This window comes from Dietzia psychralcaliphila, assembly GCF_003096095.1.
GTDB lineage: Bacteria > Actinomycetota > Actinomycetes > Mycobacteriales > Mycobacteriaceae > Dietzia > Dietzia psychralcaliphila.
Map to the genome: position 1 here is coordinate 3,285,067 of NZ_CP015453.1, position 15,269 is coordinate 3,300,335.

Consider the following 15,269-nt stretch of genomic DNA (forward strand, 5'->3'; position numbering starts at 1 on the left):
CCGCGCCGGCGGTGCGGTGATCCCGCTACTCGATCAACCCCCGCAGGTCGTCGGCCGTGAGCGCCGCGGAGAAGTGCTCGCCACTGTCCAGCACGGAGGCGAAGAGTTCGGCCTTGCGTCGCTGTAGTTCGACGACCCGTTCCTCGATGGTGTCGCGGGCGACCATCCGGTAGACCAGCACGGGCCTGGTCTGGCCGATCCGGTGGGCCCGGTCCACGGCCTGGGCCTCGGTCGCCGGGTTCCACCACGGATCCAGCAGGAAGACGTAGTCGGCGCCCACCAGGTTCAGGCCCACGCCCCCGGCCTTGAGGCTCAGGCAGAACACCTGCGCGCCGCCCTCCGTGAACCTGCCGACGGCTCCTGCCCGGTCGGTGGTCTTGCCGTCGAGGTGAGCGACCGTGATGCCCTCGGCGTGCAGCCTGTCGACCACCGTGTCGAGGTAGCTGGTGAACTGGCTGAACACCAGCGCCCGGTGTCCCTCGGCCACGACCTCACGCAGCGACGCGATGAGCTCATCGGTCTTGGCGGAGGGGATCGACGCATGATCGGGGTCCACCAGCGAGGGGTCCAGGCACAGCCGGCGCAGCACGGTCAGTCCGGCGAGGATGCTGATGCGGTTGGAGTCGAAGTCGTCGAGCAGCGCCAGCAGCGATGCCCGCTGCCGGGCGAGTTCGCGCTCGTAGACCCGCCGGTGCGCGGCCGAGAGTTCCACCTCCATCACCGCATCCGTGCGCGGTGGCAGCTCGCCGGCCACCAGCTCCTTGCGGCGCCGCAGCAGGAAGGGGCGCAGTCGGCGGCGCAGGCGATGCAGCGCCTCGGCGTCGCCGTCCTTCTCGATGGGCGTGCGGAACAGCGACCGAAACTCCTTGGCGTCGGGCAGCACTCCACGGCAGGACAGGGCCGCGATCGCCCACAGCTCGGTGAGGTTGTTCTCCATGGGGGTGCCGGTCACCGCGAGCAGGAAGTCCGCGCGCAGACCGGCCAGTGCGGCGAACAGCTTGGACGCCGGGTTCTTCGCCTGCTGGGCCTCGTCCAGGATCACCCCGGCCCAACCGATCCCTGCGTACGCCTCGGCGTCCAGGCGCAGGACGGTCGCGGAGGTGACCACGATGTCGTGGGCGGCCGCGTCCTCGGCCACGGTGGTGGGCGACTTGCTCTCCGTGGCCGAGCGTCGGGCCACGCGCAGCGAGGGCACGAACCTCCGGGCCTCGGCCTCCCAGTTGGGCACGACCGACGAGGGCGCCACCACGAGGAACGGCCCCGGCGAGGCGCCCGCCGTCTCGGCACCGGCACCGGCACCGGCACCGACACCGAGCGAGTGGGTCTCGTGCACGTGGGCGATCAGGGCCAGCGCCTGGACCGTCTTGCCGAGCCCCATGTCGTCGGCCAGGATCCCGCCGATCCGGTGTCGCCACAACATGGCCAACCAGCCCAACCCCTGCTGCTGGTACGGCCGCAGCTCGGCCTCCAACGTGGCGGGGACCGGGACCGGCTCTGGAGTATCCGAGGCCAGCTCGAGTAGTGCCTGCGCCCGCCCGGTGGGTGGCGCGAGGTCGTCGGCCAGCTCGGCCAGGTCCGCCCACAGTCCCGCCTGGCCGAGCCCGATCCGGATGTCGCCCGGGCCCGGTGCCGTGCCCGCCCGCGCAGCCGAGGCCGCGAGCGCCTCGTCGAGCAGGGTGCGTAGTTCACCGAAGCGCTCGAGGTCCACGGGGACCAGGACGCCGTCCTCGGTGACGAACTCCGACTGCCCGCTCACCACCGCCCGGAACACGGTCGCGAACGGTACCGGACGCCCCTCGACGGTCACGCCCACCGACAGTCCCAGCCAGTCGATCCCGGACCGGTCGTCCTCGGCCGCGACCGTGATCCGCGGCCCCTCGCTCGCGCGTCGTATCTCCGGGACCCCGTCGCGCACGGTCACCCGGACCCCCTCGAGGGCGCGCAACGCGGCCACCCCGTCGGCGAGCAGTACCGCGGCGTCATGCCCCGTGACCCGCCAGGGCCCGGGCGTGACGACCCATCCCCACCCGGTCTCCTCTGCAGTAACGGCGAGGTCGAGCGAATCGGGGTCCGCGAGGATCGGGCCCGCATCCCCCAGGTCCCCGGCCGTCAGTGGACGACGCCGAACCGTCTCGGTACCGTCGCTCATCCGCATCACGTCGAGCCGGTACCACTCCGCGACGAGGTCCGGCCCGTCCGAGGAGTCGGGCCCGGCGTAGCGGCGGATCACGAGTTCGAACTCCACGCGGTCCTTCTCCGGCAGCTCCAGGCGACCGGCGCGGTCGATCACCGGGAACGCGTCGACGAGGCCGGGGAGGAACTCGCCGCAGAACTCGGGCACGGCCTCGTCCGGAATGGTCAGCTCTCGCCATCGGCGCAGATCACGGGCCACCCCGGGGTCGAGTCGCCCGACCGGGCACAGCTCCAGCACCCGGCCCCGGACCACCGCGACGAGGTCCCCGCGTTCCCCCACGAGGGCGCCGGGCAGGGGGCGGTCGAGCTCCTCGTCGTCGTCGGGCATCGTCCGGGCGCCGTCGGAGTCCGGCAGTATCTCCGCCGCGGCGGTGACCACCACCTCCCGGCCGTCGGGTGACCACGCCGTGAGTCCCACGCGTCGGCGCGGCCCGGGCCGGACGTCGTGCAGACCGTCATCGGGGACGATCTCCACTTCCGCCTCCGCAGCAGTGGAGATGAGCGGCCACAGCGCGGGCACCTCGGCATCGCACAGGTCCAGCCAGACCCTGGCCTGGCGACGACTGCGGGCCAGCGCGTCCATGGCGCGGAACCAGCTGGTCTGGGCGGCGTTCATGTCCGCGGTCCACCCGTAGCGCAACCGGTCCCATTCCACGCCCGCCGACTTCCACCGCCCGCCCCGACCCGGGACCACGATGCGCGCGCGGAGTCGGTTGCCCAGCCCCGGGCGCAACCCACCGGCCCACCCGTCGTCGACGGTCTCGTCCGCCACCATCGACAGCTGCAGCCCGTAGACCTCGGGCTCCCGCGGCGGCGACTGCGACCCAGTTGCGTGCAGCAACTCCTCGACCCGCTTCCGCCATTCGGGAACCGGTTCGGTGCCGCCGTCCGCGCCTCCGTCCGCGCCGCTGTCCAGTCCCGCGCCGGCGAACAGCATGAGCGCCGCGGCGTGCTTGCACCGCATCGCCACCGGGCACGTGCACGTGCTGAGCTTCGGCCGGGACCAGCCGCTCGGATCGGGTGTGCCGAAGGCGACCTCGGTCCGGTACCAGCGGCCACCGCTGCCATTGACCAGGGCCGACAACGTCCGCGACTCCGGGGTGTAGTCCACCTCGCGAATGGCGTCCGGGGTCGCGTACGGACGCGAACGGGCCAGCGCCGCGGACCCCACGAACCGCTCGACCTCGGACTCGGGGACCCACACGCTCGACCGCACGCACCCAGGGTAGGGGCCACCCACGACAAGACGGCGTGCGAGTTCGGCCACACCATTGACATCCCTGCCGCCCCGACCTAACGTGAAACCAAATGGTTTCATATCGCACGCACGAGGTGTCTCTCGATGACGATGAGGTGGACCGATTGTTCCGGGCGCTGGCCGATGCCACGCGCCGGGACATCGTCCGTCGCACGCTCACTGACGAGTCCTCCATCTCCGACCTCGCCCACCACTACGACATGTCGTTCGCGGCGGTCCGGAAACACGTCAACGTCCTCGAGGAGGCCGGACTGGTGACCGACGACCGCCACGGACGCGAACGCCGGATCCGGGGCAATCCCGAGGCGATCCGCAGGGCCCAGCGCCTGCTGGACGGCTACGAGCGCCTCTGGAGGGGGCGCATCGACCGACTCGACGCCCTGTTCGCCGACGACTGACCCGGCCTGACCCGACCCCACCCGCACAAGCCCGAACCCGAACCCAATACCGACACCGACACCGACACGACACCGAACCCAGCACCATCCGCAGACCGCCGCAACGAAAGAGGCCGATCATGCCAGTGACATCCGTGGACAAGGACCTCGAGGGGTTGACGATGACCATCGTCGCCGACTTCCCCGTGACGGTCCGCCGGCTCTGGGACGCGTATGTGGACCCGCGCCAGCTGGAGAGGTTCTGGGGGCCGCCGGAGTGGCCGGCCACGTTCACCCGGCACGACATCTACCCCGGCGGCCGGTCGGAGTACTACATGACCGGGCCGGACGGGAGCAGGAGCGGTGGCTACTGGGAGCACCTGGCGGTGGACGAGGGCAACTCGTTCGAGATCCTGGACGGCTTCACCCACGAGGACGGTCGCCCCAACACCGAGCTGCCCACCATGCGCGCGACCTTCGCGTTCGAGGAGACCGACTCCGGGGCCCGCCTGACCACCACGACGTACTTCAACAGCCTCGACGAGCTGGAGAAGCTCCTGGCAATGGGCGTGGAGGAGGGCACCCGGTCCGCGATGGCCCAGATCGACGACGTACTCGCCGACCTGCGCTCCTTCGCCGCCGACCGCGCGACCGCCGCGCAGCTCCTCAGCGACACGCAGGTCCGGATCAGCAGGGTCCTGCGCGGGACGCCGCAGCAGATCTGGGACGCGCACCACGACCCGGCGCTCCTCCGACTGTGGAGCTTCGGACCGGACGGCTGGTCGATGACCGTCTGCGAGCCGGCCGCGGCACCGGGCGAGAGGCACCGCTACGAGTTCTCACCCGAGCAGGGCGTGGAGGGAGAGACCTTCGCCCTCACCGGCGAGCTCCTGGAGTCCGATCCCCCGTACCGGGAGGTCTTCACCGAGACGATGGAGGGGGTCGACGGCCCACCCACGCACAACGAGCAGACCCTCACCCCGGTCGAGGGCGGGACCCTGGTCTCCCTCGTCGTCACGTACGCCGACAAGGAGATGCGCGACATCATCCTGGGCACGGGCATGACGGACGGCATGGAGGCGGGCTACCGGCGGCTGGAATCGGAGGTCCTGTCCCGGGCCTGAGCGGCCACCGGATCGCATCCCCACACCACCAGCGCACACCGGGAGGACCCACATGCGCCCACTCATCATCACGGCCTTCATGTCGCTCGACGGGGTCATGGAGGCTCCCGGCGGCGAGGAGGGCTATCGCAACGCCGGTTGGACGTACAAGGACGTGGCCTACGACGAGGCCGCGTACGAGATCAAGGGCCGCGAGCAGGACCAGGCCACCGCGCTGCTGCTCGGTCGACGGAGCTACGAGGCGTTCTCACCGATCTGGCCGGAGATGACCGAGGACTTCGCCCGGTACAACGAGCTCCCGAAGTACGTGGTGTCCTCCACCCTGACCGCCGACGATCTCGTGGACAACTGGGGACCGACGACCATCCTGCGCTCGGTCGACGAGGTGGCCCGGCTCAAGGAGACCGAGGGCGGCCCGATCCTCGTCCACGGCAGCGCGACGCTGGGGCACGCCCTGTCCGACGCGGGCCTGGTCGACCGGTATCACCTGCTGGTGTTCCCGGTGCTGCTCGGCGCGGGGAAGCGACTGTTCAGCGCGGCCGACGTCGATGCCACCGCACTCGTCCTCACCGAGCACGAGGCCTACGGCAACGGCGTCCAGAAGATGGTCTTCGATGTCGCCCCTCCGGAGGCGACCTGACGATCGGCCCTGCAGGGGCCACCTGACGATCAGCCCAGCGGGGACGGTCGCCCGGCGGTTCCGGCTACTCGCGGTCCTCGAGCGCGGTGACCCGCGGGTCCGGGTCGGTGGTCGCGGCCTTGTCGGCGAACACCCGCTCGACCGCCAGGACTATCACCACCACGACGACGCCGACGGCGGCCGCGGCCAGGACCATCGGCCAGTCGGAGCCGGGGGCCAGCACGTCGGCCTCCTCGGTCTGCCAGGGCCACAGCGCCCGCAACGAGCCGAGCATCAGGCCCGCCATGGCGATCAACGTGGGCTTGCGGAAATCCTCGAGCAACCGGTCGAGCACCTTGACGAACAGCGAGATACCGAGGAGCGCGCCGAGCGCGAACACCCCGAGGTAGGCGAAGTTCCGGTCGTCGACGGCGCCGAGTGTCGGCGCGTAGAGCCCCATCGCGAGCAACAGGTACGACCCCGACACCCCGGGCAGGACCAGCGCGCAGATGGCCACCGCCGCGGCCACGAACACCAGCAGGTAGGACGGATCGCTGATCGACCCGCTCGGCAACCCCGACAGCACCAACGCCAGCGCCGCGCCGCCGGCGAAGATCAGCCCCAGCACCCAGTTCCGTCCGCCGGGTGTCGCCCGTGCCATCCCGAGCGGTACGGCGATACTCGCCGCGACCATCCCCAGGAACAGTCCCCGCGCGATCTCCGGGCTGCCCTCGACGAATCCCTTCATCACGCCGGCCATGGTGAAGACCATCGCCAGCATGCCCACCGCGAGCGGCAGCAGGAGCCACCAGTCCACGTGCCGGAAGGCCGCAGCCGTACGCGCCCGGCGCTCCGGGCCCAGGGCGGCCGACCGCATCCCGTCCACCACGTGCGCGCCGGAGTCCAGCAGTCGCGGGTACACGCCCGTCACCAGCGCCACCGTGCCCCCGGAGACGCCGGGCACGAGCTCGGCCATGCCGATCAGCGCGCCGCGGAGACCGTTGCCGAGCACCCCGAGCGGCCCCGGAGGGGCGGGGACCGGCGAGCGCGGATCCAGATCGGAGTCCGCGACGGGGTCGTGGTGAACCGACTCCGCCGCCGCGCCGGGGGGCGTTTCTCCCGGTTCCGGAGTGGACGCAGGCCGTGGTGACTCGACAGACATCCCTCTACTTTCCCCGACGACACGCCCCTACGCCCAGTCACCACCCCGCCCACGGGCTATTCCTGTGACCAACCCGTCACGTCGCGGCCGACTAGAATCGTCCGGACCGGGGCGACGATCCGGGGTTTTCGACCGGTCGACGAAGGGAGCGCGTCATGCCGATGCACTACCCGCCGCTCGACGACGGCACCTACCGCTATGGCGATCCACCCCGGCCCCTGCCCTCCCCGGTCCCGGGGCCCGAGTCGACGGGGCCCGAGTCGACGGGGCCCGGGTCAGGGAGTGGGTCGGGGAGCGAGGCGGCCGGACCAGCGTCCGGGCGCGAGAACACCTGGCCGCACCCACCCGGCACTCACCTCCAGCCCGGGCCGCCCCCGCCGGACGGCCGACCCGGCCAGGGCACGCCACCGGAGGACGACCCTCGGAACGACCGCAGGAGCGGCAGGACTGCAGCCGCGGCGATCGTCGGGGGGTTGGCCCTCGTCGTCGTGGTGGTCCTGGGTTTCGCGCTGTTCGGCCCCGGCGCCGACTCCGGCCGCGGCCCCACCGACCAGCTGCGCGGGCCGCTCCCACCCCAGGCCGCCCCGCCCGCCGAGCGCCCGCCGGGGGCGTTGTTCACCGTCGAGGGCCGCTTCACCGTGATGTCGTCCCCGGGCGAGCCGGTCTCGGGCGACGGATCCGGCTGCGACCTGCCGGTCACCCTCTCCGACATCGGCGAGGGCACGCGGATCACGCTCACCGAGGGCGTGTACACCACCCTCGGCAGCACGGTCCTCGCCTACGACGGGGGCGACCTCTCCTCCTGCACCTTCACCTTCGACTTCGGTGAGATCCCCTCGGGCGCACCGTTCTACCTGATCGAGATCCCCGGCCGGGGGCAGCTCACCTACACCGAGGACGAGCTCCGCGCGGGAGTGGACATCACCCTCGGCCGGTGAGCCGGCCGGGCCCTCCGCACCCGAACCCGAACCCGAACCCAAACCCGGCGAACCGTTGACCCCGTGAACCGTTGACCCCGTGAACCGGGCTCCGTACACTCCCAGGTGCCAACCGGACGCTTGTCCAGAAACGCTGATCCCGGGAGCCGCCGTGAACCGCCCGCCCGTCCTCGCCCGAGCCGCAGGCGCCATCGCGCTCGCCACGGTCACCGCCCTCGGCGGTGTGGTCGCCCCACCGACGGTCTCCGCGGCCACCGTCGAATCGCCGTACGTGAACCCTGCCGAGGGCCTGCGCAACGTCCTCTGGGTGGGCAACAACTGGGAGGGCACCGCCGACGCGGTACACCCGGACGGCGACTTCCATCGGATCGCCCGGATCAACATCATCCCGGACCGCAACGAGCGCCTGGTGGAGATCCACCGCGACCCCGCCCGCCTCGCCCTCTACTACGGCATCCGCCAGATGGTCGGCGAGGGCCACGACCAGTACGTCGACGACATGTACTCGACCAAGGACGGCCGGAACCTCATCGTGTCCCGGCCGAGCTTCGCCGATGTGGTCTCGATCGACATCGTCACCGGTGAGATCGCCTGGCGCTTCCCGGTCCAGGGGTTCCGTTCGGACCACATGGCGGTGAGCCCCGACGGATCTCAGGTCGCCGTGAGTGCCTCGACCGCCAAACTGGTGCACGTCCTCGACACCGCGACGGGCCGCGAGATCGGCACCTTCCCCTCGGGCGACAACGCCCACGAGAACACCTACATCAAGGGCGGCACGCAAATCGTCAACGAGTCGATCGGCAACGTCTGGACGCCGCTCGACCAACCGTGGGCCGACGTCACCAAGGGCGAGCGGGTGTTGCAGTTCGTCGACGCCGAGACGCTGCAGGTCATCAAGCGCGTCGATCTGCGCGCCCGGCTCGCCGAGGCCGGCCGTCCCGAGCTGAGCATCGGGGTGCGGCCGATGACCTTCTCCCCGGACTACCGCTTCATGTACTTCCAGGTCTCGTTCTTCCACGGCTTCATCGAGTACGACATCGACGCCGACGAGATCACCCGGATCGTGGACCTGCCCATCACACCCGCCGGCGACGTGCCCCGCGAGGCCCATCTGCTGGACTCCGGACACCACGGGATCTCCATGAACCCCCAGGGCACCAAGATCTGCGTCGCGGGCACGATGAGCGACTACGCCACGGTGGTCGACCGGGACACCATGCAGCACGGGCCGCTGGTCTCGACCGGGCTCAAGTCCTATTGGGTCACCACCGACCTCACCGGGGAACACTGCTTCGTGTCCTGGGCCAAGAGCGACAAGGTGAGCGTCCTGTCCTTCGAGACCGGTGAAGAGGTGGCCCAGATCCCCGTCGGGTACCACCCCCAACGCATGCGTATCGGCGTGGCACCGCAGGACTGGAGCGGCAACCCGGTTCCGCTCCCCGCCCCGGGAAGCCCCCTCCCCGTGTTCTCCTGACCGCCGGGACCGGCGCCGGCCGCTATCCTGGGGCACCGGCGGACGCCGACGGTAGGTGAGCAGGTTGGAGGCGCGGAGGTGGTCAGAACTTCAGGGAAGGACGCCGACGACGCCTCCTCCCGAGCCGCGGACGTCGAGCGCCTCGTCTCGGACATCGACCTCGCGCCGTATCTCGGCCGGGTCGCCGACCCCACTGCGACCCCGCTGACCGACCCCGTCCCGGTCTCCGCGGACACTCCCCCGCTGCTCGCGTTACGCGACCTCGTCGCCGACCCGCGCTTCGTCGACATGTTCGCCCGCGCCCTGCGTGAGGCAGACCCGGATTTCCGCGAGTTGTTCCCCCGCGACGCCTCCGGGGTGCTCGGCAGGTTCGTCCGCGCCATGACGTGGGCGCTCGAGACCGTCGAGAACGCCCGCGGAGACGAGGCCAAGGTCGCGGAGGTGGTGGAGTTCGCCCGTCATCTGGGTGCCGACCACCGCAAACTCGAACTCTCCCCCCGCCACCACGAGCGATTCGGCGAGGCCATGACCGACACCCTGCGCCACCTGGCCGGCCGCGGTTGGGACGACCGGCTGGCCACCACCCTGGGCACCACGTACCGGGTGCTCTCGACTGCTCTTCAACAGGGTGCGGCCGCAGCTCAGGGGCCCGCGAGGGTCGGTGCGACCGTCGTGGAGGTGCTCCGGCCGACCCGCGACGTGGTGGTGGTCAGGCTGATCTCCGACGTGATGGTGGACTACCACCCGGGCCAGTACCTGAGCGTCCTGACCCCGTACACCCCGGGCGTGTGGCGCCGGCTGAGTCCCTCGATCCCGGCCAACCCGGCGGGCCAGATCGAGTTCCACGTCCGCGACGTCCCCGGCGGGGCGCTCAGCGGGTCCCTGGTCCGGGGCGTCGGCGTGGGCGACCGGTGGGTCCTGGCCAGGCCGCTCGGGCTGCTCGAGGTGGACCGCACCGAACCCGTCCGGGATGTGCTGATGGTGGCCGGCGGCACCGGCATCGCCCCGCTGCGCTGCCTGCTGTTGGACATGATGCGGCACGGCTTCAACCCACGCGTGCACCTGTTCTACGGCGCGCGTCACCCCGGCGACCTCTACGACCTGCCGACGCTCGTCGACCTGGCCGCCACCGCGCCGTGGCTCACCATCCAACCGGTCTCCGAGCAGGACGCCGACCCGTGGTGGGCCGGCCCACGACAGGAGCTGCCCCGGACCCTGCACCGGAGGCAGACCGGGACGCTGGTCGACGTGGTCACCGGTTGGGGTTCGTGGGCGGACCGCCAGGTCCTGGTGTCCGGGTCACCGGAGATGCTGCGCGCGACCGTCAACGGCATGGTCGCCGTGGGCACCCCGCGGGAGAACATCCGCTACGACCGGCCCTGACCCGCTGCCGTGCCGGCTCCGGGATCAGGACTCCTCGGCGTCCCCCTCGGCACGGTCGCCGGCGTCATCATCGTCCACGGAGGCATCGTCCGCGGAGTCATCGCCTGCGGCTGCACCCTCCTCGACCCCACCGGCGCCCGGGTCCGCCGGCGGCGCGGGGGGCGTGGTCACGGTCGTGGGAGCCGTGGGCGGGGTCGGGCTCGCAGGCGTGGTCGCCGGGGTGGTCGGGCTGGGTGTGGTCGGGCTGGGTGTGGGCGCCTCACAGGGCTGGAAGACGCGGCGGAACTGATCCGGCACGCCAAGCTGCTCCAGCTGCTCCCGGCACACCTCGGATGACGGCTCGGCCAGGAACTCCCAGGTGTCCTCTCGCCACGAGAGCAGCTCGAGATCGCCGTCCTCGCCGCTGACCAGCAGGAACCGCCCGTCACACTCGCGCACGGTCGTGTCGTCGCCCAGCTCTTCGGCCACGAACTCCGGGGAACAGCGCTCGGCGACTCCGGGCGGGCCGGTCGTGGTGGGTGTGGTCGGTCTCGGCGTGGTGCGCGGTGTCGAGGTCGTCGTGGCCGTGGTGGTCGTGGGTACGGTCACGGGGTCGCGATCGTCTCGGCCCGAGTTGACCAACCACACGATCAACCCGGCCACCAGCACCACCGCCAGCAGTATCGCGACGATCATCCACGGGGTCGGACTCCCGCCGCGCCCGCTGCCGTCCCAGCCGTCGTCGCCACCGTCGACCGGGGGAGGGACATCTCCCGGCGGAGGCACGTGGGCCTGCGGGGGAACGTCGCCGGTCGGGTAGCCGCCGGTGGGGCTACTGCCCGTGGGTGCCGCCATCGCGGGGCCGGCGGGGTACTGCGACCACGCGGTACCGGTCCCTTCGCCCTCCACCGGTGGGAGGTGCTCGGTCGGCGGATCAGCGGGCGGGATCTGTTGGGTCGGCGGGTCCGCGGACGGGTTCGGCTCGGTGGGCGGGTCCGCTGACGGCATCTGCTCCGTCGGCGGGTCCGCTGACGGGTTCGGCTCGGTCGGCGGGTCGACCTCGCGCCCGCCGCCACCGTTGCCGGCGTCCCTACCGGCACCGCTGCCGTCGCGCGGCCCGGTCACCGTACGACCTCCGCGGCCCGGTCCTCGGTGATCCTGCCGTTCGCGAGCACGGGGATCTTCTTCCGGATGTCGGTCACCTCGTCGTCGTCGATCTCGAACAACACCAACCCCGCTCCGGGGCCCGCCTCGTCGCGCACGGTCCCGTCCGGTCCCACGAGCATGGAGTGGCCGATGCCGGTCGGGGCGCCACTCTTGACCTGCACACCTTCGGCCTCGGGGTCGGCCTGGCCGACAGCGACCAGGAACGTGGTGGCGTCGAGCGCGCGAGCCCGGGACAGCAGTCGCCACTGGTCGACCTTGCCGGGGCCCGACCCCCACGACGCGCTGCACAGGGTGACGCGGGCGCCGGCGGCCGCGAGTGCACGGAACTGACCGGGGAAACGGATGTCGTAGCAGACGCTCAGCCCGATCCCCACGCCGTCGACGGTCACCACGCGCGTGGCGTCTCCGGGCTCGACGGTGTCGGACTCGGCGAACCCGAACGCGTCGAACAGGTGGATCTTGTCGTAGCCCAGGTGGAGGTCCCCAGCGTCTGCGCCGTCCCCGCCGGCCCCACCGTCCGCGCCGCCCCCACCGTCCGAGCTACCCCCGGCGGGGCCGGTGACCAGGAGTGTGTTGCGCACGCGGCCGCCCTCGCCGGGCGTGAACATGCCGACGACGACGAGGACCCCGTGTGCCCGAGCGATCTCGGCCACCGCGGTCGCCCACGGGCCGTCGAGGGGCTCGGCGATCTCGTCCAGCCGGCCGGCCCCGAAAGCCCGCATGGTGGCCTCGGGCAGCACCACGATCCGGGCCCCACGGGTGGCGGCCTCGGCCACGGAGTCGCGGACCAGCCGGAGATTGTCGGCGGGATCGCGTCCGGACAGGATCTGGGCTGCGGCGATGCGCACGGCGGTCCTCCTGGGGCTCTCGGGGTCGGGCGGCCTCCGGCCGGGTGCTCGTCCCCCGACGCTACCCGCGCCGGAGCGCCAAGGCCGCGCGCGGTGCGGACCGCCGGACCGCCCGGGCACCCCGTTCCCAGAGCACCCACACGAGCAGGCCGACGGCTATCGACGCGGCGAACGACAGCCACACGTGGCCGGCGTCGCGGATCGGCGGGTAGACGAGGAAGTGGGTGAGGTAGATGAACAGCGACGCCGCGGCGAGCGGGGTGATCACCCGGACCACCGGGCGCGGCAGGCGGACCGACGGGATCCAGATCAGGGCGAGCAGTCCGGCCGTGATCACGACCTCGCGCCCCGGGTCACCGAACCACCCCGGCGCACACAGCAGCGCGACCACCGAACACGCGATGCGGAGCCACACCGCGTGCGCGGGAGAATCGGAGCGGCCGGGCGCGGCGGATCGCGCGATGACCCAGCCCAACCCGAACAGCCACAGCACTGCCGGCGCCGAGTACCAGACCTGAGGGCCGCCACCCAGGTCGATCAGCCCGAACCTCACGGTGAGCCCGGCTGCGACGAACGCGGCCGGCAGCGCCAGCGGCCACCGGCGGTCGAGGCGGCTCACCGCGGGCACGGCCATGAGCGCCGCCACGAGCAGCAGCCCGTAGACCACCGCCTCGATGAACCACATCTGCCACGGGTTCCACCAGCGGTCCTCCCACCACGACCGCGGCCCGAACAGGTTGGTGGCCAACAGTGGCGAGTACCAGTGATAACGGCTGGTCAGTGGCGTGACGATCAACAGCCAGAGCACCGCCGGCACCGCGATCCGCCCGGCCGTGCGCAGGACCCCGCGGGCGCGGTCGCGGGCGTCCGTGGCGTGGAGTCGGAACCGCGCCAACGAATAGCCGGCCAGGGCCACCAGGACGTGGGCGCCGCCGATGATCGCGATGGCCCGCGTGTGGGAACCGACTATCGCGAGGATGAACAGCGCGCGCAGCACGATGGAGGTGTCCACCCGCGCCCATGCCCGCCACGGCGCCCACCACCGGGCCACGGTGGGAACGCAGGCGCGGGCCAGTTCGTCGAGCTCCCCGACCGGACACAGGTGCCAGTCCCGCGGCAGGCCCGGCACCCGCTCCTCGAGCTTCGTGGACAGCACCACGTAGGTCAGCGAGTCGCCACCGAGGTCGACGAAGGTCGCATCGGGGTCGAGCTCGCGGGCGTCCAGGCCGAGGGCGTGCGCGATGAGCTCACCGGGCGACCCGGCGGCGTCGTCGGCCACCGCCCGGTTCCTCGCGGCGACGAGCTCGCGCAGCGCCATCTGGTCGATCTTCCCCGCCGGGGTGCGCGGCGGTTCGTCCACGACGAGGACCTCGACAGCTGAGGCTGGCAACCCCGATGAGGAGGCGGCTCCCGCTCGTGCGTCCTGCGTCCGATCGGCGTCCCTGGTCACCACCACCAGTCGATCCGGCTCGCCCACACACCACGCGTCCACTCCGCGGTCGGCCAGCGCGGCCTCGACGCGCCCGAGGTCGATCCGGTGGCCGAAGATCTTGGCCTCGCGCCCCATGCGGCCCACGATCTCCACGAGGCCGTCGTCGGCGATCCGCGCGAGGTCCCCGGTGCGCAACTCTGTCAGTTCGGGGCCGCGGGCGAGGTCGGCCGAGTCGCGGGCGTAGCCCATCATCACGTTGGGACCGGTGTAGACGAGCTCACCCGGGGCATCGGGATCGGAGCCGTCGGACTCCGAGGAGTCGGGATCCGAACTGTTCGGCCTGTCCACCCGGAATGCACCGCCGGGGATCGCGACGCCGATCGCCCCGGCCCGGCTGCGCGCGAGGTGTGGTGGCAGGTAGCCCATGCGGGCGGTGGCCTCGGTCTGGCCGTACATCACCACGAGCTCGGCGCCCCTGGCCTCGAGCCGCTCCGCGAGCGAGCGCACCTTCTCCGGGGCCAGTCGGCCGCCGGCCTGGGTGAGGTAGCGCAGGCGGGTGAGGTGGTCCAGCCGGTCCAGCCCCACCCGTTCGAGCAGTTCCACCGTGTGCGGGACGGCGGCGAAGGTCGTCACGCCGTGGGCGCCGGCGCGCTCCCAGAACTCGGGGGTCGCCACGGAGTCCTCGTTGAGCACCACGGAGGCGCCCACGAGAAGGTGACTGTGGATCACCGACAGGCCGTAACAGTAGTGCGGCGGGAGGGTGGTGATCGCGCGGTCGCCGGGCACGATGCGCAGGTACTCGGCGATCGCCGCGGCGTTGGACAGCACCGCCTGACGCGACTGGCGGACGAGCTTGGGCGACCCGGTGGAGCCCGAGGTACTGAGCAGCAGGGCGAGGTCGGGGTGGAGCTCGTGGCGCGGCGGGGTGTGGTGCGAGGAGCTCGGGATCGCCTCTCCCGCACCCGCCACGACGTCCGGGGTCCACGAGTCCACGAGGCTTCGCGTGGCCGGGCTCTCCGGCGGTAGGAGCAGGATCGCGTGACCTGCTTCGTGCGCGGCGAGATAGTCGACCAGGAAGTCGCAGGTGTTGCCCGCGACGAGGCCGATCATCCGCCGCCCCGATGCCACCGCCGGGTATTCGGTCGCCCGGTCGTAGACGCGAAGGGCGAGGTCGGTGTAGGTGAGTGTGGTGTCGTCGTCGATCACGGCCACGGCCCGGCCGCGGGCCGCGAGGGCCCTCGCGAGTCCCCCGACCTGCCCGGTATGCCCTACCTGCGTGATCGTCACCCGACCACTGTAAAAGGTAAGGCTATCC

General features: G+C 71.8%; 11 protein-coding genes. 6 read left to right on the forward strand and 5 right to left on the reverse strand.

From position 1 onward, the window contains the following. Positions 1–25: 25 nt before the first annotated feature. On the reverse strand, positions 26–3,409 hold the full coding sequence (locus A6048_RS15215) for a DEAD/DEAH box helicase (RefSeq protein ID WP_235027572.1): 3,384 nt from the start codon (positions 3,407–3,409) through the stop codon (positions 26–28). A 92-nt stretch (positions 3,410–3,501) separates the two neighbouring features. Here A6048_RS15215 and A6048_RS15220 point away from each other — a divergent pair, with 92 nt between their 5' ends. The 3 genes from A6048_RS15220 to A6048_RS15230 all read left to right on the forward strand — a co-directional run bounded on the left by A6048_RS15220 (position 3,502) and on the right by A6048_RS15230 (position 5,592). Beyond that, positions 3,502–3,849: an ArsR/SmtB family transcription factor gene (locus A6048_RS15220; RefSeq protein WP_107746702.1), complete on the forward strand. Its 348-nt coding sequence runs from the start codon at positions 3,502–3,504 to the stop codon at positions 3,847–3,849. 119 nt (positions 3,850–3,968) lie between these two features. After that, positions 3,969–4,952: an SRPBCC family protein gene (locus A6048_RS15225; RefSeq protein WP_107746703.1), complete on the forward strand. Its 984-nt coding sequence runs from the start codon at positions 3,969–3,971 to the stop codon at positions 4,950–4,952. Between the two features lie 52 nt (positions 4,953–5,004). Then, the gene (locus A6048_RS15230) at positions 5,005–5,592 is read left to right on the forward strand and encodes a dihydrofolate reductase family protein (RefSeq protein ID WP_107746704.1); all 588 of its coding nucleotides are present in this window, start codon (positions 5,005–5,007) and stop codon (positions 5,590–5,592) included. Positions 5,593–5,656: 64 nt separating this feature from the next. Here the strand turns inward: A6048_RS15230 and A6048_RS15235 are convergent, their stop codons facing one another. Next, positions 5,657–6,733, reverse strand: coding sequence for a DUF368 domain-containing protein (locus A6048_RS15235; protein WP_235027573.1), 1,077 nt, complete (start codon positions 6,731–6,733; stop codon positions 5,657–5,659). Between the two features lie 155 nt (positions 6,734–6,888). Here A6048_RS15235 and A6048_RS18335 point away from each other — a divergent pair, with 155 nt between their 5' ends. From A6048_RS18335 to A6048_RS15250, 3 genes are all read left to right on the forward strand, one after another. Further along, complete coding sequence (locus A6048_RS18335) at positions 6,889–7,671, forward strand: hypothetical protein (protein ID WP_146166339.1); 783 nt, start codon at positions 6,889–6,891, stop codon at positions 7,669–7,671. A 151-nt stretch (positions 7,672–7,822) separates the two neighbouring features. Then, positions 7,823–9,145 carry a YncE family protein gene (locus A6048_RS15245; RefSeq protein WP_200837355.1) on the forward strand — a complete coding sequence of 441 codons (1,323 nt, stop codon included), beginning with the start codon at positions 7,823–7,825 and terminating at the stop codon, positions 9,143–9,145. 78 nt (positions 9,146–9,223) lie between these two features. Continuing rightward, positions 9,224–10,528 (forward strand): FAD-binding oxidoreductase, encoded by a 1,305-nt coding sequence (locus tag A6048_RS15250; RefSeq protein ID WP_107746707.1) that lies wholly within the window; start codon positions 9,224–9,226, stop codon positions 10,526–10,528. A 24-nt stretch (positions 10,529–10,552) separates the two neighbouring features. On the opposite strand, the gene A6048_RS15255 is transcribed toward A6048_RS15250, so the two are convergent. From A6048_RS15255 to A6048_RS15265, 3 genes are all read right to left on the reverse strand, one after another. Then, on the reverse strand, positions 10,553–11,632 hold the full coding sequence (locus A6048_RS15255) for a hypothetical protein (RefSeq protein ID WP_107746708.1): 1,080 nt from the start codon (positions 11,630–11,632) through the stop codon (positions 10,553–10,555). After that, positions 11,629–12,522 (reverse strand): carbon-nitrogen hydrolase family protein, encoded by an 894-nt coding sequence (locus A6048_RS15260; RefSeq protein ID WP_107746709.1) that lies wholly within the window; start codon positions 12,520–12,522, stop codon positions 11,629–11,631. The genes A6048_RS15255 and A6048_RS15260 overlap by 4 nt, the downstream gene beginning before the upstream one ends. Positions 12,523–12,583: 61 nt before the next feature. Further along, the gene (locus A6048_RS15265; protein ID WP_107746710.1) at positions 12,584–15,241 is read right to left on the reverse strand and encodes an AMP-binding protein; all 2,658 of its coding nucleotides are present in this window, start codon (positions 15,239–15,241) and stop codon (positions 12,584–12,586) included. Positions 15,242–15,269: the final 28 nt, after the last annotated feature.

Coding starts and splice junctions, on each gene's coding strand:
- A6048_RS15220 (WP_107746702.1), top strand. CDS start 3,502: ATGGTTTCATATCGCACGCACGAGGTGTCTCTCGATGACGATGAGGTG.
- A6048_RS15225 (WP_107746703.1), top strand. CDS start 3,969: ATGCCAGTGACATCCGTGGACAAGGACCTCGAGGGGTTGACGATGACC.
- A6048_RS15230 (WP_107746704.1), top strand. CDS start 5,005: ATGCGCCCACTCATCATCACGGCCTTCATGTCGCTCGACGGGGTCATG.
- A6048_RS15235 (WP_235027573.1), bottom strand. CDS start 6,733: ATGTCTGTCGAGTCACCACGGCCTGCGTCCACTCCGGAACCGGGAGAA.
- A6048_RS18335 (WP_146166339.1), top strand. CDS start 6,889: ATGCCGATGCACTACCCGCCGCTCGACGACGGCACCTACCGCTATGGC.